At 71.7% G+C, this 21,150-nt stretch carries 15 protein-coding genes; 7 read left to right on the forward strand and 8 right to left on the reverse strand.

Translation table 11 applies throughout. The features are described from left to right. The first annotated feature begins 28 nt into the window (after positions 1-28). Positions 29-1,261, forward strand: coding sequence for an acyl-CoA dehydrogenase family protein (locus QBL25_RS30860; RefSeq protein WP_409060213.1), 1,233 nt, complete (start codon positions 29-31; stop codon positions 1,259-1,261). Then, a complete protein-coding gene (locus QBL25_RS30865) occupies positions 1,258-1,656 on the forward strand; it encodes a RidA family protein (RefSeq protein WP_409060214.1) in 399 nt (132 codons plus the stop codon). Before QBL25_RS30860 ends, QBL25_RS30865 begins: the two co-directional genes overlap by 4 nt. Before the next feature lie 50 nt (positions 1,657-1,706). On the opposite strand, the gene QBL25_RS30870 is transcribed toward QBL25_RS30865, so the two are convergent. Then, positions 1,707-3,236 (reverse strand): UDP-N-acetylglucosamine 1-carboxyvinyltransferase, encoded by a 1,530-nt coding sequence (locus QBL25_RS30870; protein WP_361842539.1) that lies wholly within the window; start codon positions 3,234-3,236, stop codon positions 1,707-1,709. Positions 3,237-3,356: 120 nt separating this feature from the next. Next, a complete protein-coding gene (locus tag QBL25_RS30875; protein ID WP_409060215.1) occupies positions 3,357-5,237 on the reverse strand; it encodes an amidohydrolase in 1,881 nt (626 codons plus the stop codon). 222 nt (positions 5,238-5,459) lie between these two features. On the opposite strand from QBL25_RS30875, the gene QBL25_RS30880 reads away from it, so the two are divergent. The 5 genes from QBL25_RS30880 to QBL25_RS30900 all read left to right on the forward strand — a co-directional run bounded on the left by QBL25_RS30880 (position 5,460) and on the right by QBL25_RS30900 (position 16,503). Then, entirely contained in the window at positions 5,460-6,458 is a 999-nt protein-coding gene (locus QBL25_RS30880; RefSeq protein WP_409060216.1) for a LacI family DNA-binding transcriptional regulator, read from the forward strand. 149 nt (positions 6,459-6,607) lie between these two features. Further along, positions 6,608-9,322 carry an aconitate hydratase AcnA gene (gene acnA / locus QBL25_RS30885; RefSeq protein WP_409060217.1) on the forward strand — a complete coding sequence of 905 codons (2,715 nt, stop codon included), beginning with the start codon at positions 6,608-6,610 and terminating at the stop codon, positions 9,320-9,322. A 99-nt stretch (positions 9,323-9,421) separates the two neighbouring features. Beyond that, entirely contained in the window at positions 9,422-12,613 is a 3,192-nt protein-coding gene (locus QBL25_RS30890) for an NACHT domain-containing protein (protein ID WP_409060218.1), read from the forward strand. A 129-nt stretch (positions 12,614-12,742) separates the two neighbouring features. Next, positions 12,743-14,929 carry an ATP-binding protein gene (locus QBL25_RS30895; RefSeq protein ID WP_409060219.1) on the forward strand — a complete coding sequence of 729 codons (2,187 nt, stop codon included), beginning with the start codon at positions 12,743-12,745 and terminating at the stop codon, positions 14,927-14,929. Continuing rightward, positions 14,926-16,503 (forward strand): ABC transporter substrate-binding protein, encoded by a 1,578-nt coding sequence (locus tag QBL25_RS30900; protein ID WP_409060220.1) that lies wholly within the window; start codon positions 14,926-14,928, stop codon positions 16,501-16,503. The genes QBL25_RS30895 and QBL25_RS30900 overlap by 4 nt, the downstream gene beginning before the upstream one ends. Positions 16,504-16,518: 15 nt before the next feature. Here the strand turns inward: QBL25_RS30900 and QBL25_RS30905 are convergent, their stop codons facing one another. The 6 genes from QBL25_RS30905 to QBL25_RS30930 form a co-directional block, all read right to left on the reverse strand. Beyond that, positions 16,519-16,908, reverse strand: coding sequence for a VOC family protein (locus QBL25_RS30905; RefSeq protein ID WP_409060221.1), 390 nt, complete (start codon positions 16,906-16,908; stop codon positions 16,519-16,521). A 147-nt stretch (positions 16,909-17,055) separates the two neighbouring features. Further along, positions 17,056-17,406: a hypothetical protein gene (locus QBL25_RS30910; protein ID WP_409060222.1), complete on the reverse strand. Its 351-nt coding sequence runs from the start codon at positions 17,404-17,406 to the stop codon at positions 17,056-17,058. 116 nt (positions 17,407-17,522) lie between these two features. Beyond that, positions 17,523-19,460 (reverse strand): HEAT repeat domain-containing protein, encoded by a 1,938-nt coding sequence (locus QBL25_RS30915; RefSeq protein WP_409060223.1) that lies wholly within the window; start codon positions 19,458-19,460, stop codon positions 17,523-17,525. Continuing rightward, positions 19,461-20,129: a DUF7019 family protein gene (locus QBL25_RS30920; RefSeq protein WP_409060224.1), complete on the reverse strand. Its 669-nt coding sequence runs from the start codon at positions 20,127-20,129 to the stop codon at positions 19,461-19,463. A 6-nt stretch (positions 20,130-20,135) separates the two neighbouring features. Next, entirely contained in the window at positions 20,136-20,327 is a 192-nt protein-coding gene (locus QBL25_RS30925; protein ID WP_409060225.1) for a DUF397 domain-containing protein, read from the reverse strand. Beyond that, the gene (locus QBL25_RS30930) at positions 20,324-21,109 is read right to left on the reverse strand and encodes a Scr1 family TA system antitoxin-like transcriptional regulator (protein ID WP_409060226.1); all 786 of its coding nucleotides are present in this window, start codon (positions 21,107-21,109) and stop codon (positions 20,324-20,326) included. Before QBL25_RS30930 ends, QBL25_RS30925 begins: the two co-directional genes overlap by 4 nt. Positions 21,110-21,150: the final 41 nt, after the last annotated feature.

Below are 21,150 nucleotides of genomic sequence, written 5' to 3' on the forward strand. Positions count from 1 at the left end.
ACGGTGCGCGATAGAGGAGGGGCCCGGGATGACGGCATTCTCGCTCAATCCTGAACAAATCGCCTGGTGTGCGGAGCTGCGCACCCTCGCCGACGAGCAGCTGAAGCCCCTGGCGGAGAAGGGTGAGCCGGGCCGCGTGAACCGCCCGCTGGTCCAGGCGCTGGGGGAACTGGGCCTCCTGGACCGCCTGTTCGCGGGGGAGGGGCCGGGAGGTTCCGCCGCCTCGCGGACCCCGCACGCCACCTCGGGCGCCCTGGGCCTGTGCCTCCTGCGCGAGTCCCTCGCCCATGCCTGTACGGAGGCCGAGACCGCGCTCGCCCTCCAGGGCCTCGGGGCGCACCCCGTCGCCGCGTACGGCTCCGCGCGCCAGCGTGAACAGTGGCTCGGGCCCGCCCGCGCGGGCCACGCCGTCGCCGCCTTCGCGCTCTCCGAGCCCGGGGCGGGCTCGGACGCCGCCGCGCTGGCCCTGAGCGCCGCGCCGGACGGCCCCTCCTCCTGGCGGCTCACCGGCGAGAAGTGCTGGATCTCGAACGCCCCCGAGGCCGACTTCTACACCGTCTTCGCCCGGACCACCCCCGGCGCGGGCGCCCGTGGCGTCACCGCCTTCCTCGTGCCCGCCGACCGCGCCGGCCTCACCGGCACACCTCTGGACATGCTCTCCCCGCACCCGATCGGCGCCCTCGCCTTCGACGGCGTGACGGTCACCGGCGAGGACGTCATCGGCGAACCCGACCGCGGCTTCCGCGTCGCGATGACCACCCTCAACCGCTTCCGGCCCAGCGTCGGGGCCTTCGCGGTCGGCATGGCCGCCGCCGCGCTGGACGCCACGCTCGCGCACACCGCCGAACGGGACGCGTTCGGCGGCAAGTTGAAGGATCTCCAGGCGGTGGCGCACCAGGTCGCGGAGATGGCCACCCGGACCGAGGCGGCCCGCCTCATGGTGCACGCGGCAGCGGCGGCGTACGACCGGGGGGAGCCGGACATCGCCAAGCGCGCCGCGATGGCCAAGCTGATCGCCACGGAGGCCGCGCAGTACGTCGTCGACGCCGCGGTCCAGCTGCACGGCGCCCGGGCCCTCCAGCGGGGACACCTTCTCGAACACCTCTACCGCGAGGTGCGCGCACCCCGCATCTACGAAGGGGCGAGCGAGGTCCAACGCGCCATCATCGCCAAGGAGTTGTACGCCGAGCAGCAGCCCGCAGGTGACAGCGCCACCCGGCGCGCCCCGCGGTCCGCCACCCCTGAGGAGCCCTCCGCATGAGCCTCGAACGCGTCAACCCCGCCGAACTCTCCCCGCCCACCGGCTTCTCGCACGCCGTCACCGCGACCGGCGGCAGGATCGTCTTCCTCGCGGGCCAGACCGCGCTCGACGCCGAGGGCAAGGTCACCGGCACGACCCTGCCCGAGCAGTTCGAGCTGGCCCTCACCAACCTCCTCACCGCCCTGCGCCACGCGGGCGGCACCCCCGCCGACCTCGCCCGCGTCACCGTCTACGCCACGGACGTCGCCGGCTACCGCGCCCAGGCACACCGGCTGGGGCGCGTCTGGAAGGAGTTGGCGGGCCGCGACTACCCCGCCATGGCGGTGATCGGCGCGGTCCGGCTCTGGGACGAGGAGTGCCTGGTGGAGCTGGACGGGGTGGCGGTCCTCGACTGACCCGCACCACGCCGGGCCGCCGCCATCGGGGGCGGCGGCCCGAGCGGGTGCTAGATGTCCCGGAACGTCTCGATCTGCGCGCCCACGGAGTTGAGCCGCTCGGCCAGCTCCTCGTAGCCACGGTTGATCACGTAGACGTTGCGCAGGACCGACGTGCCCTCGGCGGCCATCATCGCGAGCAGCACGACCACGGCGGGCCGCAGCGCGGGCGGGCACATCATCTCGGCGGCGCGCCAGCGGGTCGGACCCTCCACCAGGACCCGGTGCGGGTCGAGGAGCTGGAGGCGTCCGCCGAGGCGGTTCAGGTCGGTCAGATAGATCGCCCGGTTGTCGTACACCCAGTCGTGGATCAGCGTCTTGCCCTGCGCCGCCGCCGCGATGGCCGCGAAGAAGGGGACGTTGTCGATGTTCAGGCCGGGGAACGGCATCGGGTGGATCTTGTCGATCGGCGCCTCCAGTTTGGAGGGCCGGACGGTGAGGTCGATCAGGCGCGTACGGCCGTTGTCGGCGAAGTACTCCGCCGTGCGGTCGTGGTCGAGCCCCATCTCCTCGAGGACCGCGAGTTCGATCTCCAGGAACTCGATCGGGACGCGGTTCACGGTCAGTTCGGACTCGGTGACGACCGCCGCGGCGAGCAGGCTCATCGCCTCGACCGGGTCCTCGGAGGGCGAGTAGTCGACGTCGACGTCGATGTCCGGGACGCCGTGCACCGTCAGGGTCGTCGTGCCGATGCCCTCGACCTTGACGCCGAGCGCCTCCAGGAAGAAGCACAGGTCCTGGACCATGTAGTTCGACGAGGCGTTGCGGATGACCGTCGTGCAGTCGCTGCGGGCCGCGGCGAGCAGGGCGTTCTCGGTCACGGTGTCGCCGCGCTCGGTCAGCACGATCGGGCGGTCGGGGACCACGTCCCGCGCGACCTCCGCGTGGTAGAGCCCCTCCGTGGCCGCGATGTCGAGGCCGAAGCGGCGCAGCGCGATCATGTGCGGCTCGATCGTGCGGGTGCCGAGGTCGCAACCGCCCGCGTACGGCAGCTTGAAGCGGTCCATGCGGTGCAGCAGCGGGCCCAGGAACATGATGATCGAGCGGGTCCGGATGGCGGCTTCCGCGTCGATGGCCTCCATGTCCAGCTTGGCGGGCGGCACGATCTCCAGGTCCACCCCGTCGTTGATCCAACGGGTGCGCACGCCGATCGAACCGAGGACTTCGAGGAGGCGGTAGACCTCCTCGATCCGCGCCACGCGGCGCAGCACCGTGCGTCCCTTGTTGAGCAGGGACGCACAGAGCAGCGCCACGCAAGCGTTCTTGCTCGTCTTGACGTCGATGGAGCCCGAGAGCCGGCGATTGCCGACGACGCGCAGATGCATGGGCCCCGCGTACCCGAGCGAGACGATTTCACTGTCGAGAGCTTCGCCGATACGGGCGATCATCTCAAGGCTGATGTTCTGGTTGCCGCGCTCGATGCGGTTCACGGCGCTCTGGCTCGTGCTGAGCGCCTCGGCGAGCTGCGACTGCGTCCAACCCCTGTGCTGCCGGGCGTCGCGGATGAGCTTGCCGATACGTACGAGGTAATCGTCTGCCATGTTCCGCAGGTTATCTCAGATATGAGATGACGCGCGCGTCGGGGTAGGCCATCCGGGAAACGACCGATTCGGTACGGAAGTTCCGGTACGTCGTTCCCTACGCCACCTGCCTCTGCCGCGTCAGCCGCATCCGCACGAGGCGTGCCGCCCACCGTGCACCGCGGCCTGCGCGGTGAGCCGCGGGCCGGCCGCCGCGCGCGTCACCCGGGCGGAGGCCGCGCGCCCGGCCGACGAGTCGGCGTCATGCACCACTGTGCCTCCGGTGAGCGTCAGACGCACTTCGGAAGAGCTGATGTCGGCCACCGGACACCGCGTCACATCCCGGTCGAGCAGCACCAGATCGGCCGACTTCCCCGTTTCCACCGTGCCCGTCAGATGGTCCATGCGGAGCTGGCGCGCCGTCCCCAGGGTGTGCATGAGCAGCGCGGACGAGCGGCTCAGCCCCTCCTCCCGGCGGTACAGATCGCCCTCGCCCTCGGCCCCGAACCGGTCGACGGCGGTGCGCACCTGGTTCCAGACCTGAAGCGGATCGACCGGCCAGTCCGAGCCACCGGCGAGCCGCGCCCCGTGCCGCTCCAGGCTGCGTGCCGGGTACTGCCAACGGTGGCGCCCGGCACCGATGTAGGGCAGCAGGGCGTCCATGGTCCAGGTGTTGCGGGTCGCCCACTGGAGCTGCATGCAGGGGATGACGCCGAGCCGGGCGAAGCGGGGCAGGTCGGCGGGGTCGACGAGTTGGAGGTGGGCGGTGGTGTTGCGCAGACCGCGCGCCCCGGTCGCGCGCAGGGCGTACGCGTACCCGTCGAGGGAGGTGCGGACGGCGCGGTCGCCGATGGCGTGCGCGTGCATCTGCCAGCCGTCCGCGTTGAAGGCCGCGGTGAGCCGGCCGTAGTCCGCCGCCGAGACGTAGAGGTCGCCGCGGTGGCCGGTGGGCCTGCCGTCCGCGTCGAGGTAGGGCTTCAGGAGCGCCGCGGTCTGCGCCGGGTACTCGATGACGCCGTCGAGGAACACCTTGACGGTGCCGAAGCGCAGCCCGCGCACGTCCCCGAACTCCTTGCGCAGCCCTCGCGCGTACGCCACGGCGGCCGCCGGGTCCTTCGTCAGGTCGGTCTCGATCCGCAGGGCGGGCACGATGCGCTGCGGCAGCTTCCCGCTCTCGGCGAGCGCCTTGTAGAGGCCCAGCTCGCCCTTGCCGACGACGGCTTCCATGAACGTGGTGATCCCGGACGCGGCGGCTTCGGCGAAGACCTTCGCGGCGGCGGCGACGAGCTGCGCCCGGTCGGGCTCGGGGATGTGCCGGGTGACGAGCGGCTGGGCGTCGTCCTTGAGCACCCCGGTGGGCTTGCCGTCCGAGCCCTTGACGATCTTGCCGCCGACCGGGTCCGGGGTGGCCGCCGTGATGCCCGCGAGGTCGAGGGCGCGCTGGTTGACCCAGAGGTTGTGTCCGTCGCCGCCGCGCAGCGCGAGGGGCCGCCGGGTCGCCAGCGCGTCCAGCATCGAGTGGTGCGGGGCGGTGCCGTGCGGCAGCAGGCCCACGGGGTTCCAGTCCTCCACCACCAGCCACCCGTCGGGCTCTTGGCCGGCGGAGTCCTCGAGGAACGCGGTCAGGGTCTTCCGGAGGTCGGCGACGGTCTGCTCGGCTCCGGCCAGTGACGGGCGCAGCGAGCGGTTCGCGGCGTCCATGGGGTGCGCGTGGCCGTCGTGGATGCCGCTCATGAGCGTGCCGCCGCGCCCGTTAACGACTTCGGTGTCCCGCCCGATGAACCGCTTGAGCGAGGAGTCGCTCCCGACGGCGAGGATCCTCCCGTCCCTGCCGACGGCGACGGCCTGCGCAGGGGCGTTCTCCCGCACACCGGTGAAGACACGGGAGTTGCGCACGACGAGGGCGGCGGAGCGGCGGGGCGATGCGGATGCGGGCGCACCCGAGGCCACGGTGAGCCCGGCGGCTCCGGCGGCGGCGAGGAGAGTGCGGCGGGAGAGGCTGGAGAGAGGGGACGAGGCCATGGGAACTCCAGGGGGCGAGGGGAGTCGGATGCGGAGTGCTCGGGTGGGTGGGCGGAAAGCATCCGCCGCGAAGCGGCGGCACGAACGGACCGCGAACCCGCAGCCGGAAACGGGAACGCACCCCGCACACTCCGCGAGTAATCCGTTAACCAGAAGCCGCCGACGGCAACGGAATCCGCAGTACCCTGCCCCCGGGCCGGGGGATTCCGTAGGATCCGCCGCGTGCGAAGGCCCACCCTCACCGACATAGCCCGCGCCGCGGAGGTCTCCACCGCGACGGTCTCGCACGCTCTGAACGGCACCGGCCGGCTGAGCCCCGCCACCCGCCGCAGGGTCCGCGAGACCGCCACCGCCCTCGGCTACGGCGCGACGGTCAGAACCAGGACCCGGACCATCGGCGTCGCGGTGACGACGTACCCGCGCGCCTGGAACTACACCGAGGTCGCCTACTTCTCCCGCGCCCTCACCGCGGCGACCGCCGCCGCCCACGCCCGCGGCTACGCCCTCACCACGCTGCCCGCCGACCGCGCCGCGGACGACACCTGGCACAGCCTCGCCGTCGACGGCATGCTGATCATGGACAGTCCGCGCGGGGACCCCATGGTCCAGGCGCTGCGCGCCCGCGGCATCCCGCTCGTCTTCGACGGCGCCCCCGGCGACCCGCGCCCCGGCGACCACTGGGTCGACAACGACCACGTGGCGACCACCCGCGAGGTCCTCGACCACCTCGCCGCCGCCGGAGCCCGCCGTGTCGCCCTTCAGTCCGGCAACGGCGACGAGCACTACGCGCGCGTGGTGACCAGGACGTACGAGGAGTGGTGCGCGCGGCGCGCGGTGGCCCCGCTGGTGATCCCCTTCGACGAGGGCGACGATGAAGGCCACGCCTTCGACGAGGTGCTCGGACGGATCGACGCCGTCCACGCCGTCTACGACCCCGGCGGCCGCCAGCTCCTCGCCGCGGCGGCCCGGCACGGCCTGCGCGTACCGGAGGATCTGCTGCTCGTCTGTGCGAGCGAGGATCCGGGGTACGCGGAGACCGAGCCCCCTGTCACCACGGTGACGTTCTACCCGGAGCGCACGGCGCGCACCGCCGTGTCGCTCCTGGCCGATCTGATCGAAGGGGAGCGGCCCGCGAAAGGGCAGGCCGACGCGGCCTGCCCGGTCCTGGTCCCCGCCGGTCTGAGGCCCCGCGCCTCGTCGCGACGTCGGGTGATGTACTAGAGTTATCTCGACATCGAGATATCTGCCGAGGCGCACCAGAAGCCGCCACTCGGTAAGGGTTACCTAACTAAGCCTTACCTTAGCGGATCGACGAGGAGTCGTGGCGGCAGGATGTGACGGAAACGCGCACATATATGAAGGAGACTGTCGTGTCGGCGAACAGCTTCGACGCCCGCAGCACGCTGCGCGTGGGCGACGAGTCGTACGAGATCTTCAAGCTGGACAAGGTCGAGGGCTCCGCGCGGCTGCCCTACAGCCTTAAGGTCCTCCTTGAGAACCTGCTCCGCACCGAGGACGGCGCGAACATCACCGCCGACCACATCCGTGCGATCGGCGGCTGGGACTCCCAGGCCCAGCCCTCGCAGGAGATCCAGTTCACGCCGGCCCGCGTGATCATGCAGGACTTCACCGGCGTGCCGTGTGTGGTCGACCTCGCCACCATGCGTGAGGCCGTCAAGGAGCTCGGCGGTGACGCGGACAAGGTCAACCCGCTCTCCCCGGCCGAGCTGGTCATCGACCACTCCGTGATCGCCGACAAGTTCGGCACGCCGGACGCCTTCGGCCAGAACGTCGAGCTGGAGTACGGCCGCAACAAGGAGCGCTACCAGTTCCTGCGCTGGGGCCAGACCGCCTTCGACGACTTCAAGGTCGTCCCGCCGGGCACCGGCATCGTGCACCAGGTCAACATCGAGAAGCTGGCCCGCACGGTCATGGTCCGTAACGGCCAGGCCTACCCCGACACCCTGGTCGGCACCGACTCGCACACCACGATGGTCAACGGCCTGGGTGTCCTTGGCTGGGGCGTCGGCGGCATCGAGGCCGAGGCCGCGATGCTCGGCCAGCCGGTCTCCATGCTCATCCCGCGCGTCGTCGGCTTCAAGCTGACCGGTGAGCTGCCCGCCGGCACCACCGCCACCGACCTCGTGCTCACGATCACCGAGATGCTGCGCAAGCACGGCGTCGTCGGCAAGTTCGTCGAGTTCTACGGCGAGGGCGTGGCCGCCACGAGCCTCGCCAACCGCGCCACCATCGGCAACATGTCGCCGGAGTTCGGCTCCACCGCCGCGATCTTCCCGATCGACGACGAGACGCTGAAGTACCTGCGCCTGACCGGCCGTGACGAGCAGCAGGTCGCGCTCGTCGAGGCGTACGCCAAGGAGCAGGGCCTCTGGCTCGACCCGGCCGCCGAGCCCGACTTCTCCGAGAAGCTGGAGCTCGACCTCTCCACGGTCGTCCCGTCGATCGCCGGCCCCAAGCGCCCGCAGGACCGCATCGTCCTCGCCAACGCCGCGCAGCAGTTCGCGCAGGACGTGCGCAACTACGTCGCCGACGACGAGGAGGCCGGCAAGGAGTCCTTCCCGGCGTCCGACGCCCCGGCCACCTCCAACGGCGTCCCGTCGAAGCCGACCACGGTCACCGCCCCCGACGGCTCGACGTACGAGATCGACCACGGCGCCGTCACCGTCGCCGCGATCACCTCCTGCACCAACACCTCGAACCCGTACGTGATGGTCGCCGCCGCGCTCGTCGCGAAGAAGGCCGTCGAGAAGGGCCTGACCCGCAAGCCGTGGGTCAAGACCACCCTCGCCCCGGGCTCCAAGGTCGTCACCGACTACTTCGACAAGGCGGGGCTCACCCCCTACCTCGACAAGGTCGGCTTCAACCTCGTCGGCTACGGCTGCACCACCTGCATCGGCAACTCGGGCCCGCTGCCCGAGGAGGTCTCCAAGGCGGTCAACGACGCCGACCTGGCCGTGACGTCCGTCCTCTCCGGCAACCGGAACTTCGAGGGCCGCATCAACCCCGACGTCAAGATGAACTACCTGGCGTCCCCGCCGCTGGTCGTCGCGTACGCCATCGCCGGTTCGATGAAGGTGGACATCACCCGGGACGCGCTCGGCGCGGACCAGGACGGCAACCCCGTCTACCTCAAGGACATCTGGCCCTCCGAGGCCGAGGTGAACGACGTCGTCGCCAACTCCATCGGCGAGGACATGTTCAACAAGTCCTACCAGGACGTCTTCGCGGGTGACGCCCAGTGGCAGGCCCTGTCGATCCCGACCGGCAACACCTTCGAGTGGGACCCGCAGTCGACGTACGTCCGCAAGCCCCCTTACTTCGAGGGCATGACGATGGAGACCACCCCGGTGGCCGACATCACGGGCGCCCGCGTCCTGGCCAAGCTGGGCGACTCGGTCACCACCGACCACATCTCCCCGGCCGGTGCGATCAAGGCCGACACCCCGGCCGGCAAGTACCTCACGGAGCACGGCGTCGAGCGCCGCGACTTCAACTCCTACGGCTCGCGCCGAGGCAACCACGAGGTCATGATCCGCGGCACGTTCGCCAACATCCGCCTGCGCAACCAGATCGCGCCGGGCACCGAGGGCGGCTTCACCCGCGACTTCACGAAGGAAGACGGCCCCGTCTCCTTCATCTACGACGCCTCGCAGAACTACCAGGCGGCCGGCACCCCGCTCGCGATCCTCGCGGGCAAGGAGTACGGCTCCGGCTCGTCCCGCGACTGGGCCGCCAAGGGCACCGCGCTCCTCGGCGTCAAGGCCGTCATCGCCGAGTCGTACGAGCGCATCCACCGCTCGAACCTCATCGGCATGGGCGTCCTGCCGCTCCAGTTCCCGGAGGGCCAGTCCGCCGAGACTCTCGGCCTCACCGGCGAGGAGTCCTTCTCCTTCACCGGCGTGACCGAGCTGAACGAAGGCCGCACGCCCCGCACGGTCAAGGTCACGACCGACACCGGCGTGGAGTTCGACGCGGTCGTCCGCATCGACACCCCCGGTGAGGCGGACTACTACCGCAACGGCGGCATCATGCAGTACGTCCTGCGCTCGCTGATCCGCAAGTAGGCATAGCCGTAGGGCAGTTGGGCCCGCATCCCCCAGGACGGGGGGTGCGGGCCCTACGCTTTGTGTGCGAGAAAGCGCACGGCGGTGACGGGGGTTTCTGTGGACGCGTCAGCAGTGGGAATCAAGGTCGCCTCCTCGGTGGTCGTGCCGTTGCTGAAGCGGCTGCTGCTGCCGCCGCCCAAGGCCCCCGGGGCCGAGTACGGCGAACGGCCCGTACGGATCAAAGGGGTGCTGGCCTTCGTCGGCGACCGGCCCTCGCTCAGCAAGGACGACATGCACCGGCTCTCCCGGGAGCTGGTGCGCCGCGCGGTGCGCTCCGCCGGGCCGCACGAGCGGCCGATCGCGGAGGACGAGCACGACGCCGTCGGGCAGGCCCTGACCCGCACCCTCTTCGCCCTCGGCGAGCTCGACATGGACGACGTGCAGCTCTTCGTGCTCGGCCCCGACGAACTGGCCAAGGAGCTGTCCCAAAAGGCCGGGCCCGACACCCGCAGGCTGCTCACCCGCGACGCGGCGCTCTTCCACGACGTCCTGCTGCGCACGGCGTGCGTGCACCTGGTGCGCTTCTTCACTCAGCGGCCCGGCTTCGCGGCCCGCGCCCAGCTGGAGGAGTTCCAGGAACTGCAGCGCCAACGGGACCAGTTGGAGGTCATCCTGCGCCGCGTCTCGGGCGACGACTGGACGGCGGCGGACGCCCGCTTCGAGGAGGAGTACGCGAACTACGTCGTCAAACGCCACGGCAGCCTCACCCTCTACGGAGTCGACCTGCGCGACCCGGAGGGCCAGGAGTGGCCCCTGGAGAGCGCCTATCTGAGCATGCGGGCCGTCCCCACGACCGCCGTGGACGAGGAACCGGACGAGGCCTCCGAGGGCCGCTCCGCCGTGCTGGAGGAGAGCGTCGAGACGGTCCTCGTGGGCCGCGGGCGCGTCCTGCTGCACGGCCTGGCCGGCACGGGAAAGACGACGCTCGTCCAGTGGCTCGCCCTGACCACCGCCCAGCAGGACACCGTGCCCGGGCACCTGCCCCAGCTGTTGGGGCGCGTCCCCTTCGTGCTGCCGCTGCGCACCCTGGTCCGCGAAGGCGTCGACCTGCCGCTGCCCGACGACTTCCTGCGCCGGATGGGCTGCCCGCTGGCCGGCAGCGAACCGGGCGACTGGACGGCGCGCGTACTGCGCAACGGCCGCGGTGTCCTGCTCGTCGACGGCCTCGACGAGATCCCCGAGGCCGACCGCAAACGCACCCGTGACTGGCTGCGCCGGCTCCTCGCCGCCTTCTCCGGCAACCTCTGGCTCGCCACCACCCGCCCCTCCGCGCTCGCCCCCGGCTGGCTGGAGCGCGAGGGCTTCCACGAGTTCACCCTGAACGCCCTGCGCCCCGACGACCTGTGGCGCTTCATCCAGCGGTGGCACACGGCGGCGGAGGCACCCGAAGGCACGGACGACGAGCTCATCCAGTCCCTGCGCGCACAGCCGGAGCTGAGCAGGCTCGCCACCAACCCGCTGATGTGCAGCCTGATCTGCGCCCTGCACCGGGAGCGCAACGGCTTCCTGCCAGAGGGCCGCGCCGCCCTCTACAAAGCGGCCCTGTCCATGCTGCTCGAACGCCGCGACAAGGAGCGCGGCGTGCCCCCCGAGCTGAGCGAGGAGGCCGCCGCCGAACCCCTCAAGCGCCTCGCGTACTGGCTGATCCGCAACGAACGCACCCAGATCGACCGCGCCGACGCCCTCGGCCTGCTCGCCAGGCTCCAGCCCCAGGTGCCGAGCCTCCAGCGGATGGGAGAGCCCGAACACGTCCTGCGGTATCTCCTGGTGCGCACCGGGCTGCTGCGCGAACCCGCGTCGGGTGCCGTGGACTTCGTCCACCGCACCTTCCAGGATTATCTCGGCGCCAAGGCGGTGCTCGAAGAGCGGGACTTCGGCATCCTGGTGAAGAACGCACACGCGGACGAGTGGCAGGACGTGGTGCAGATGGCCGTCGCGCAGAGCGATTACAACGGTCGTGCCGACTTGCTCATGCGCCTCAACGACCGCGGCAACCGCGAGAAGGACCCCACGGCCCAGGCCAGACTGCGGCTGCTGGCCCTCGCCTCGCTCGAACAGGCCACCCGTCTCGACCCCGCCGTCCGGCAGACCATCGAGACCGAGGCGGCGCGCATGCTCCCGCCGCGCAGCCTGCGCCAGGCCAGGGTCCTGGCCCGTACGGGACCGCTGCTCCTCGGCCTGCTGCCGAGGGCCGGCGAACTGTCGGGCGACGAGGAGCTCGCCACCGTCCACGCGATCTGCCAGATCGGCGGCGACGCCGCCATCCCGCGCCTGCGGGAGTTCCTCGGCACCCGCCAGCCCGTCGTGCGCGCCCAACTCCTCGGACACTGGGACCGGTTCGACACCGCCGACTACGCCGCCGACATCATCGGACCGCTGCTCACCGCGGACCCCTCGCAGCCCGTCACCGTGCGCTCGCGCGCCGAGCTCGACGCCCTCGCCGACCTGCCCGGCTGCGAACGCGTCGGCATCCACGGCGACTTCGACCCGCAGGCCGTGCGCGCGGCGCTCGACCCCCGGCGCCTGCGCGAGCTGCGGTTGCGCGGCGCGCTCCAGCTGGACGACCTCGGCCTGCTCGCGGACTTCCCGGCCCTGGAGAACCTCACCCTCCAGAGCTGCCGCAACCTCAGGGAGCCCGCGCCGCTCACCCGGCTGCCCCGGCTGCACTCCCTCGTACTGGAAGACCTCCCGCAGTTCGAACCGCTCACGAAGCTGGCGGACTGCCCGCGGCTGCGCGCCCTGCACCTGGGCGTGCAGGTCCCCTGGCGCGGGCTCGCCGACCTGTCCCGCCTCACGGACCTGCGGGTGCTCGCGCTGCCGATGGGCACGGTCGACCTCTCGGAGATCAGGCACTTCACGGCACTCGAAGAGCTGCGCCTGCACGAGGCGGGCGAGCGGCTGCTGCCGGACGGATGGGGCGCCCTGCTCGCCCCCCTGCCCGAGCTGCGCACGCTGACCCTCTCCCCGGAGCAGCTGAGCACGCTGCTCTTCGACCCCAGGGCGCAGGTCTCCCAGATCACCCATCTCTACGTGTACGCCAAGCCGGGCGCGCCGGTGTCGCTGCGCCGCATCGCCCGGCGGCTTCCGGGGCTCGTGGAGATCCACCTCACCCAGGGCACCGACATCGATCTCTCGCACCTGGCGGGCCTCGCCGGGCTGCGGAAGGTCAGGCTCGCGTACCCGGGAGAGGTACGCGCGGCGGTAAATCTCCCGGGTCGGGTCGATCTGGAGATTTACCCGCAGCCTTGAACCGAAGGGGGGTAAATTCCACTGTTCCGAGGGGAGTTGGAGCAGTAGTCAGCGGCTGACGTCGGGGGAGCGCTGCGCCTCGCCCCGAAGGTGGCCGAAGGCTCCCAGGGGGAAGCAGGACGTCGTCGGATGGGCAAGCCGCACATTCCATTGCTGTACGGTCGCGGGCCGCTGGTGGGCTCGCTCGTACCGTCACTCACCGGACTGGCCTACGACGAACGCGCGCGCAGGAAACGGGAGTTCGGTGACGACGTGCCCGTCATCCTGCTCACCGGGCAGCACGGGCTCGGCCGCAGCGCGGTTCTCGACGCACTCGCACGCAACTACCACAAGAGACTCCCGCTGGCCCATGTGCGGGTCGTGGCCCCGGGGGCGAGCGCCTCCGGGCTCGTGGTCCCCGCGGAGGACGGGGACGTGCCCGCCGAACCGGCCGGCGACTTCGTGCAGATCCTCGAACGCGTCGTGTCCGCGCTCGCGCCGGGGCTCGGCCTTTTCCCCGTCCTGATGCCCGGCCTGTTCGCGGTCTCCGGCTGGTCCAAGGGCGACGCGGACGGGCGGGACGCCGTCTGCGCCCGGCACGCCCGCCTCCTCATCGCCTGCGGGCTCCTCTCCGGGGCCGAGCGGGACGTGGCGCGGCAGTGGTCGGAGCGGGTCGAGGCCTCCGTCCAGGAGGCGGCGGACGCCACCGCGGAGGGCACGGAGGTCGAGGACGACGACGCGTCGCAGCCCGTCACCGCGGCGATCCTGCGGGAACTCCAGTCCCTGCGCGGCCTCGCGCCGGCCCGCAACTGGTACGGGCGGCGGCACACCACGCCGGGGGGCGCCACCCGCAAGCCCGACGCCCTCCTTGAGCTCGGCCGGCGCTTCCACCGGGGCGGCGACTACCGCCACGCCGTCGAGAACACCCTGATGGCCGCCTTCCTCGAAGAAGTGGCCGCCGCCTACGGCCTGGTGCGCAGCCTCAACCGCGAGCCCTGGCCCCTGATCCTCCTCGACGAGGCGCACGCCCCCGCGGGGCAGCGCTTCCTGGACCTGCTCCTCGAACACCGCGCCAACGCCCAGCGGGCCCACCGCGACCGGATCACCGTCGTCGCGACGCGCCTGGGGGACCTGCCGCACGAGAGCGCGCCGCACGCGGTGCGCCGTGAGCTGAGCGATCTGCTGCCCGCCGCGGGGGGCAGGCAGCGCAAGCAGGCGACCGCGATCTGGCAGCGCTCGGGCCACGACCCGTCCGCGGGCCTGCTCGTCGTGCCGCTCACCCCGCTGAGCAGGGACGACGTCTTGTCCATGCTCGACCGCGCGTCCGTGCGCCTGCTCCACCCGCACCTCGCGTCGGCCCTCCACTCGCTCACCGGAGGGCACCCGGCCACCGCCCGGGTGCTGTGCGACGCGGTGGTGCACGCCGCGCGGCAGAACCGCCCGGTGGCCCCCAAGGACCTGCTCGACCTGACCACCGCGCAGGGGCGCCCGGTCACCCAGGTGCTCCTGGAGGACCTGCTGCCCGACCGGCGCCAGCGCGACCGGCTGCTCGTGCTGTGCCTGGCACGCGACAACGCGACCGCGGAGGCACTCGCCGAGGATCTGCGGCTCGACGGGCCCGAGCAACTGCCCGCCAACGCGGCGGCGCAGTACCTGGTGGAGCGGCAGTGGCAGCAGTCCGTACCCGTGGAGGGGCCGCTGGTCGGGAGCCGACTGCTCCAGGCCCTGCTCGTCCACGAGGCGCGGCGCACCTCACCGCCGCCCGACGATCCGCACAGCTGGCACGAGATACACCGCTTCCTCCACCTGCACCACGTGCAGCGCTCCGACACCGAGGAGGCGGACGCGCTGCGGCACAGCCTGGCCACCGGCAACGCGGCCCGCGTGGTGGACATGCTGGCCGACGAGTTCGGCGCCGAGGAGGCCGAGCAGAGCGTCCAGCACTGGCTGCTCTGCCTGCGGCACTGCGCCACCGCCCCGACCCCGCCGGCGGCCGCCCCCGGCGCGCCCGCGCACCCCGCCGACGACGCCGGCTGGAGCGACCACCGCGTCGAGATCGCCCTGGGGGAGCACGCCGCCCGCTTCACCCACCTCGACGAGGCGGGCCGCTGCATCAACCGCCTCCTGCACGCCCTGTGGTACCTCTCCGAGCCGTACGCCGACGCGGCGATCGACCCGGACGCCGAGACCCTGTGCCAGGCGGTCGGCGACGAACTGGGGTTCCTCTCCCGTCGCCACCGCACCTGGTACGCGGCCCTCGGCAGGGCCGCCCGCGACTGGCCGGTGGCCGCCCGCAAACGACAGATCCTGCCCGTCCCCGCAAGTGAGGGGTCATGATGTTCAACCACCCGCCCAAGGAGTGGGGTCCCCTCGAATGGCTCGTGGCCGCGGTGGTGGCCGTCGCGCTCGTGCTGGGTCTCATCACCTGGAACAGCTCACGCCCCGGCCCCTGCGGCGAGGGCCTCGAAGAACTCGCCGGGGAGTGCGTCGGGGTCACCGACCAGGCCTTCGACGCGGACGAGCGCACCGAGAGCCTCATCAAGGCCGTGGCGGACGAGAACGAACGCGTCCGGCAGGACTGGGAGAACAGCTCGGGCGACGGCTACCGCATCCCGTACGTCCGCATCGCCCTGATGATGCCCTTCACGTCGGACGAGTCCAGCGCGATGACCGGTGACATGATCCGGCGCGCCCTCGCGGGCGCCCACGCGGCCCAGCTCCAGGCGAACAGCGCCAGCGGCCCGCACTACCAGCTGCTCTTCGCGCCCGACGGCAAGCACCTCACCGAGTGGGAGCCCGTCGTGGAGCGGCTCGCCGACCTGGCGAAGGACACCGAGGCCCCGCTGGTGGGCGTGACGGGTATCCCCAGCAGCACGACGGAGACCCGCAAGGCGGTCAAGGAGCTCACCAAGCGCCGCATCCCCACGGTCGGGCCGGTCATCACGGCCGCCTCCATGAACTTCCGGTACTTCTTCAAGACGTCACCCAACAACGAGCAGTTCGCCAAGGCCCTGTCCCACTACCTCGACCGCTATCCGCAGAAGCAGAAGGGGCTTCTCCTCTGGGACAGCCGCGAGGGCGACGTCTACTCGAAGAACCTGCGCAAGGTCTTCGACCGGCACTTCGGCAAGACCTACGACCTGAAGAACCACAACTCCCACTACATCGGCTCGTCGGGCGAGGACCAGGGCATTCCGCGGCGCTTCGCCGACGCCGTCGCGCGCATCTGCCGCGACAAGGCGGACACCGTCTTCTTCGCCGGACGCGACCAGGACCTGCCCGCCTTCATCAACCGCCTCGCGAACGAAGGCGGTTGTGACCGCAGCGGCAAGCTGCGGATCCTCAAGGTCGGCATCGGCCTGGAGCCGACCCTCACCTCCGCCGACATCGAACGCAGCCTGCGCAGGGCCAACGCCACGATCGTGGACGCCTCCGCCTACGACCCCGCGTGGAAGAACGACCCCGGAGGAGCGCCCTCGGGCTTCTCGCCCTTCCAGGCGCGCTTCAACACGATCGACAACGAACACCACCTGGGGAAGAAGCCCTTGCAGGACGGATACGCGGCCATGTACTACGACGGCTTCGCGCTCCTGGTCTCCGCGGTCGACCGGACGTTCAGCGACATCAACGAAGACGGCAAGCAGACCCACGCCCCGGCCCGGCTGCCGTCCATCAAGGACGTGTACAGCACGCTGACCATCTCGACCCTCAGCGGCCCCACGTGCACGGGCTGCCTCGTCGGGGCGGGCGGCACGTACGGATTCACCGGCCCCGGCGAGAACAACCAGTGGGCCGTCTGCAAGCCCGTCCCGATCATCGAGTTCCCCCCGGTCGCCCGCTCCGGCGACAAGGGGAAGATGCCGCTGTACCGGACGTACCGAGGGGACAAGGAGCAGAGCTGCCCGTCCTGAGCGACGGGCCCGCGGTCAGGCGGGGAAGCCGCCGTACGGCACGGTGATGAGCTCCATGGCGTGCCCCGACGGGTCGAGGAAGTACACGCCCTTGCCGCCGTCGTTGGTGTTGAACTCACCCGGCAGCTTCTGCCGCGGATCGGCCCAGTGCCCGATGCCGCGCGCCACGATCTTCTCGTACGCCGCCTCGAACCCGGCATCGGAGACCAGGAACGCGTAGTGCTGCGGGGTGATCTTGTCCGCGGGGACGGTGGCGAAGTCCAGCGTGACGGAGTTGCTCAGTCGTACCGCGATGAACGGGCCCCACTCGGAGGCGATCTCCAGGTCCAGGAGGTCCGAGAAGAACTCGGCGGACTCCCGGTTGTCCCGGGCATGGACGATGGTGTGATTCAGCTCGACCGACAAGGAATGCCTCCAGAAGGCATCTCCCGACACCTCCATGCCTCACCCGGCCGGTGACCGACACGCGATGTCGCCGTGGATCTTAGGCACGGCGACATCGCGCTGTCGAGCCCTTTCCCGCGGCGGCGGTGGCCCGTCGCCGCGGGACGGTCATCCCTCTTCCCAGCTCACGCTGCCGACGCCCGTGCCGCCGAAGCAGCGCGCGCTGGACACGTCGCGGGCGCCCGGGTTGAGGGTCTTCCAGTCGCCGCGGGCGTCGGGCCACTCCCCGCAGACCACCTTCACGCGGAAGGCGATCACGGTCCCGGTGTTGTTGGTGCAGTGCGCGTGGCCCCAGTAGCCGTCCGTGTCGGTGGTGCAGTCGAGGGCCATGACGGCCGCGGCGGCCGGCTCCTGCGGCGCGGCCGTCGCACCCGGCGTGACGGCGAGCACGGGCAGCGTCGCGGCGGCCACCCCCGCGAGCCTGAGGGCGAGTCCGGTGAGGCGGCGAGGCTTGTTCATGGGCGGGTCTCCTTGTGCGTCCTGGTCGCGGCGGGCGTGGCGCGCGCCGCGCTCTGTCCTGCCCAGATGCTTCCCGGAGGCCCTGTCGTCCCGGTCACTCGCCGGTCACGCGGCGCTCAGGGGCCCGGTGCCGCCGCCGTGCCCCGCTGCTCCGCGATGACGTCGAGTGCCTCCCGCACCCCCTCGTCGAAATTCCCTGCCTCCCGGCAATACGTCAGCACGTGCTCGGCCGCCTCCTCGGTGCCCAGGGCGGCGAGTGCCCGCAGCGCGGCGTCGGAACAGCGGTACGGGTGGCCGTCGGCCAGCAGCGCCGCCAGCGCGGCGGCACTCCCCGGCGAGCGCCGCCCGCCCAGCGACCGGGCCAGCGCCACATGGACCTCTTCCGGCAGCGGCGCCACGGCCAACCGCTCCAGGGTGGCGTCCGCCCCGGGCCCCGGGCATGCGGCGAGCGCGGCGATCAGCTCGCCCGCGACGTCCGTCCTGAGCCGTTCCGCGAGCGAGGCGAGGACGGGCAGAGCCGGGGCGCCGATCCGGCCCAGGGCGCGGAGCGCGGCCCGTGCGCTCGCGCGGTCCGCGTCCCGCGCGACGACCGGTCCGAGCGCGACGGCCGCCTCGGGCACCGGGAATTCGCCCAGGGCCTCCACCGCCCTCAGCCGCACCGGCTCCTTGGGCGAGCGTACGCAGACGAGGAGCACGGGCAGGGACTCCGGGGCGCCGATCAGGCCCAGGGCGTGTACGGCGCGTGCGCGCAGGGTGCCGGGCTCCGCCTCGTCCGCGGCCACGGCGGCGAGCCGCTCGGCGGCCGGCCGATGACGCAGCATGCCGAGCGCGTCCGCCGCGGCGACGCGTGGCTTCGGCGCCTCCGCGTCGTCCAGCGCGGCCATGAGGAGCGGGGCGGCCTCCGCGCACTCCAGCAGCCCCAACGCCCGTGCCGCTCCACGTCGTTGGAGATCCCCGTCCCCGTCGGCGACCAGGGTGAGCAGCTTCCCCACGGGCGGGACGCGGAGCCGGGACACCTCCCCGGCCACGGCTTCACCGACGCGCTCGTCGCCCAGCGCGGCGAGCAAGGCGTCGACCGCCTGCCGGCCTCCGAGTACACCCAGGGTCCTGGCCGCCGCCCTGCGGACCGTGGACGCCGGGGCCTGGCGCAGCAGCAGGACCAGGGTGTCGATGCCTTCGGGGAACCCGGCGTCGACCAGTTCGGGCCGTCTCGCCATGAGGTCGCAGACGGCCAGGACGGCGGAGGGCGGGGCCTCGGGGCGGCCGGGGTCGTGCGCGGCCGTCTTCAGCGTGCCCCACAGCCCGCGTCGGCCTTCGGGAGTCCGGGACAGCAACTCCGCCGCACAGCGGGCCGTTTCGGCGTCCGGATCGCGCAGCGCGCGCCGCAGCCTGTCCTCGGAGGGCCGACCGCGCACGGGTGGCTCGGGGAGCCCGGGAAGGTGCCCGAGCGCCTCGACCGCCGCCCTGCGCAGGCCGGCGGATGACTCGGCCGCGTGGGCGAGGAAGAGCAGGGCCGGGCCCGCACGCGGATCGCCGAGCGTGCCGAGCAGGCGCGCGGCCCGCGCCGCGTCGGCGGGCAGCAGCCCCCACAGCGCGACGAGCAGCGAGGTCACCGCCTCTGGTGGGCGCAGCTCGGTCAGCGCGTCGAGGACCGCCGGTGAGGGGTACTCCTGGGTGAGCCGGTCGACGAGCACGCGGACGACGTCCGGCCCGCCGATCGAGCCCAGGGCCCGGAAGACGGCGTCCTCCTGATGCCACCTGTCCGGCGACGGCCCGCCCTCGAGGAACCGCAGCAGGGCGGGGACCGCGCGGCGGTCCCGCAGGCGCCCCAAGGCCGCGACCGCCTCCCGGAAGACCCAGACGCGCGTTGCGCCGGGCGGTTCCACGCAGTCGGTCAGCGTCTCCGTCGCCGCCGGGTCCCCGAGGTCCCCGAGCAGCGCGACGGCGGCCTGGGCGGTCGCGTCGTCATCGGACCGCGCGGCCCGGCACAGGCCCGCGACCTCACCCTCCACCCGCATCCGGGCCAGGTCGGGCGCTGACGGCCGCGGTTCCACTCAGGGCTCCTGGTCGTCGTCCGCCATCGCCACGTACAGCGGTGTGCCGACGACGACGTTCAGCTCCCGACCGTCGTCCAGGACCACGCTCCCGCGCAGCAACCGCCGCGCGAGGAAGTCGCAGAAGACGGCGGGCGCCGTCAACGCCTCGGACATCTCAAGGACGTCCCGCATGGCGTCCGCCTCGTCCGGCGGACGCGTCCGCCTCTCCCGGGGGAGGTCGAGAGGCCAGTCTTCCGGTGCGTCGTGCAGGAGTTGGAACAGGGCGGGCAGCGCGGAGTACGCACGCAGGGTCACGTCGGGAGCCGGGCGCTGCCCGATGAGGTGGCGCGCCGAACCGATGAGCGCGATGACCGTGTCACCTTCGCGGCCCGTCATGAGCACGGGCCCCTCCGACGACGAGTACCCCGCGCTCCGCAGCGCCAGATCACCGCGGAACCAGGAGCTGGGCTCCGTCATCCAACTGACGTCGAACTCCCGCTCCAGGTAGTTCTCGACGATGTCGAGCCGGTCATACGTGGTGGTCTCGCCGCGCGGCGACTGCATGGCGACGCCGAGCACCTTCAGGTCGACCTTCGCCTCCACGGCGAGCCGCCGCAGCAGCGTCTGCGGAATCTGTCCGTACAGCATGTCCAGCTTGGCGGCGGACAGATAGAGGTAATACCGCATGCGCGGTCAGGCGCGGGCCCGGGGCAGGGACAAGAAGGCGGCCCAGGCATCCGGAGCCACGGAGAAGCGGGGGCCTTCCGGGTCCTTGGAGTCGCGGATGTGTACGGCGGTGGGCTGAGTGGCGATCTCCAGGCAGTTGCCGCCGTCGCTGCCGCTGTAGCTCGACTTGAACCACTCAAGTGAGTTGCGGACGCTCATTGTTCTCCTAGCATGCGGTCCAACAAGCCCCTGGTGTCTTCGGCGTTGAGGGCCTGTGTCCGCAGCATCGCACACCTTTGCGTCAGGATCGCCACCTCGTCAGGGTCGGAGATCAGCTGGCTTCCCCGCTGAGTCTCCGTATAGGCCAGTCGCTGGTGGTCGGGTGTCTCAAGAAGCACGAATGGGCCATCGAGGGCAGCGTGGGAGGTGCGCCCGAACGGCAGGATCTGCAAGGCGAGCCCCGGGAGTTCCGCGTACTCACGCAGCCGGCGCAGCTGCTCCGCGTACACCTTTCGCCCACCCAAGTGGTCGCGCAACACCGCTTCCCAGATCACGAAGCTCGTGGTCGGGGGAACTTTGCGGTGCAGGATTTCCTGTCGCTCGATGCGCTTGGCGACGTGCTGCCCGATCTCGTCCTCGTCGAGAACCGGGACGCGGCTGCGGAACACGGCCCGTGCGTACGCTTCGGTCTGGAGCTGGCCGGGCAGTACTTGATTCTCGTACGACGAGAGCGCGATGGCTTCCACCTCGCGATCCAGATACTCCTCGGCCCACCGAGGAACCAGATCCACCTCCGGCATATTGTCGACGGCGGTCTCCAGCGTCCTGTTGGTCCCCAGGATGTGGTCCAGCTGCACCGCGAGATCCATCTTCAGCGGTCGCCGCCCCTGCTCGATGGAGGCGATCTGCTCCTCGCCGATGACGAACCGCTCGGCCAGCGACTTCTGGGTGTACCCGGCCGCCTCGCGGTGGACGGCGAGCAGCGCGCCCACCATCCGCATCGCCGAGGCGTTCCTCCGTGACCGTCGCTTAGGGCTGCTCA

Origin of the sequence: Streptomyces sp. SYP-A7185 (genome assembly GCF_046103685.1) — a bacterium.
Lineage (GTDB): Bacteria > Actinomycetota > Actinomycetes > Streptomycetales > Streptomycetaceae > Streptomyces.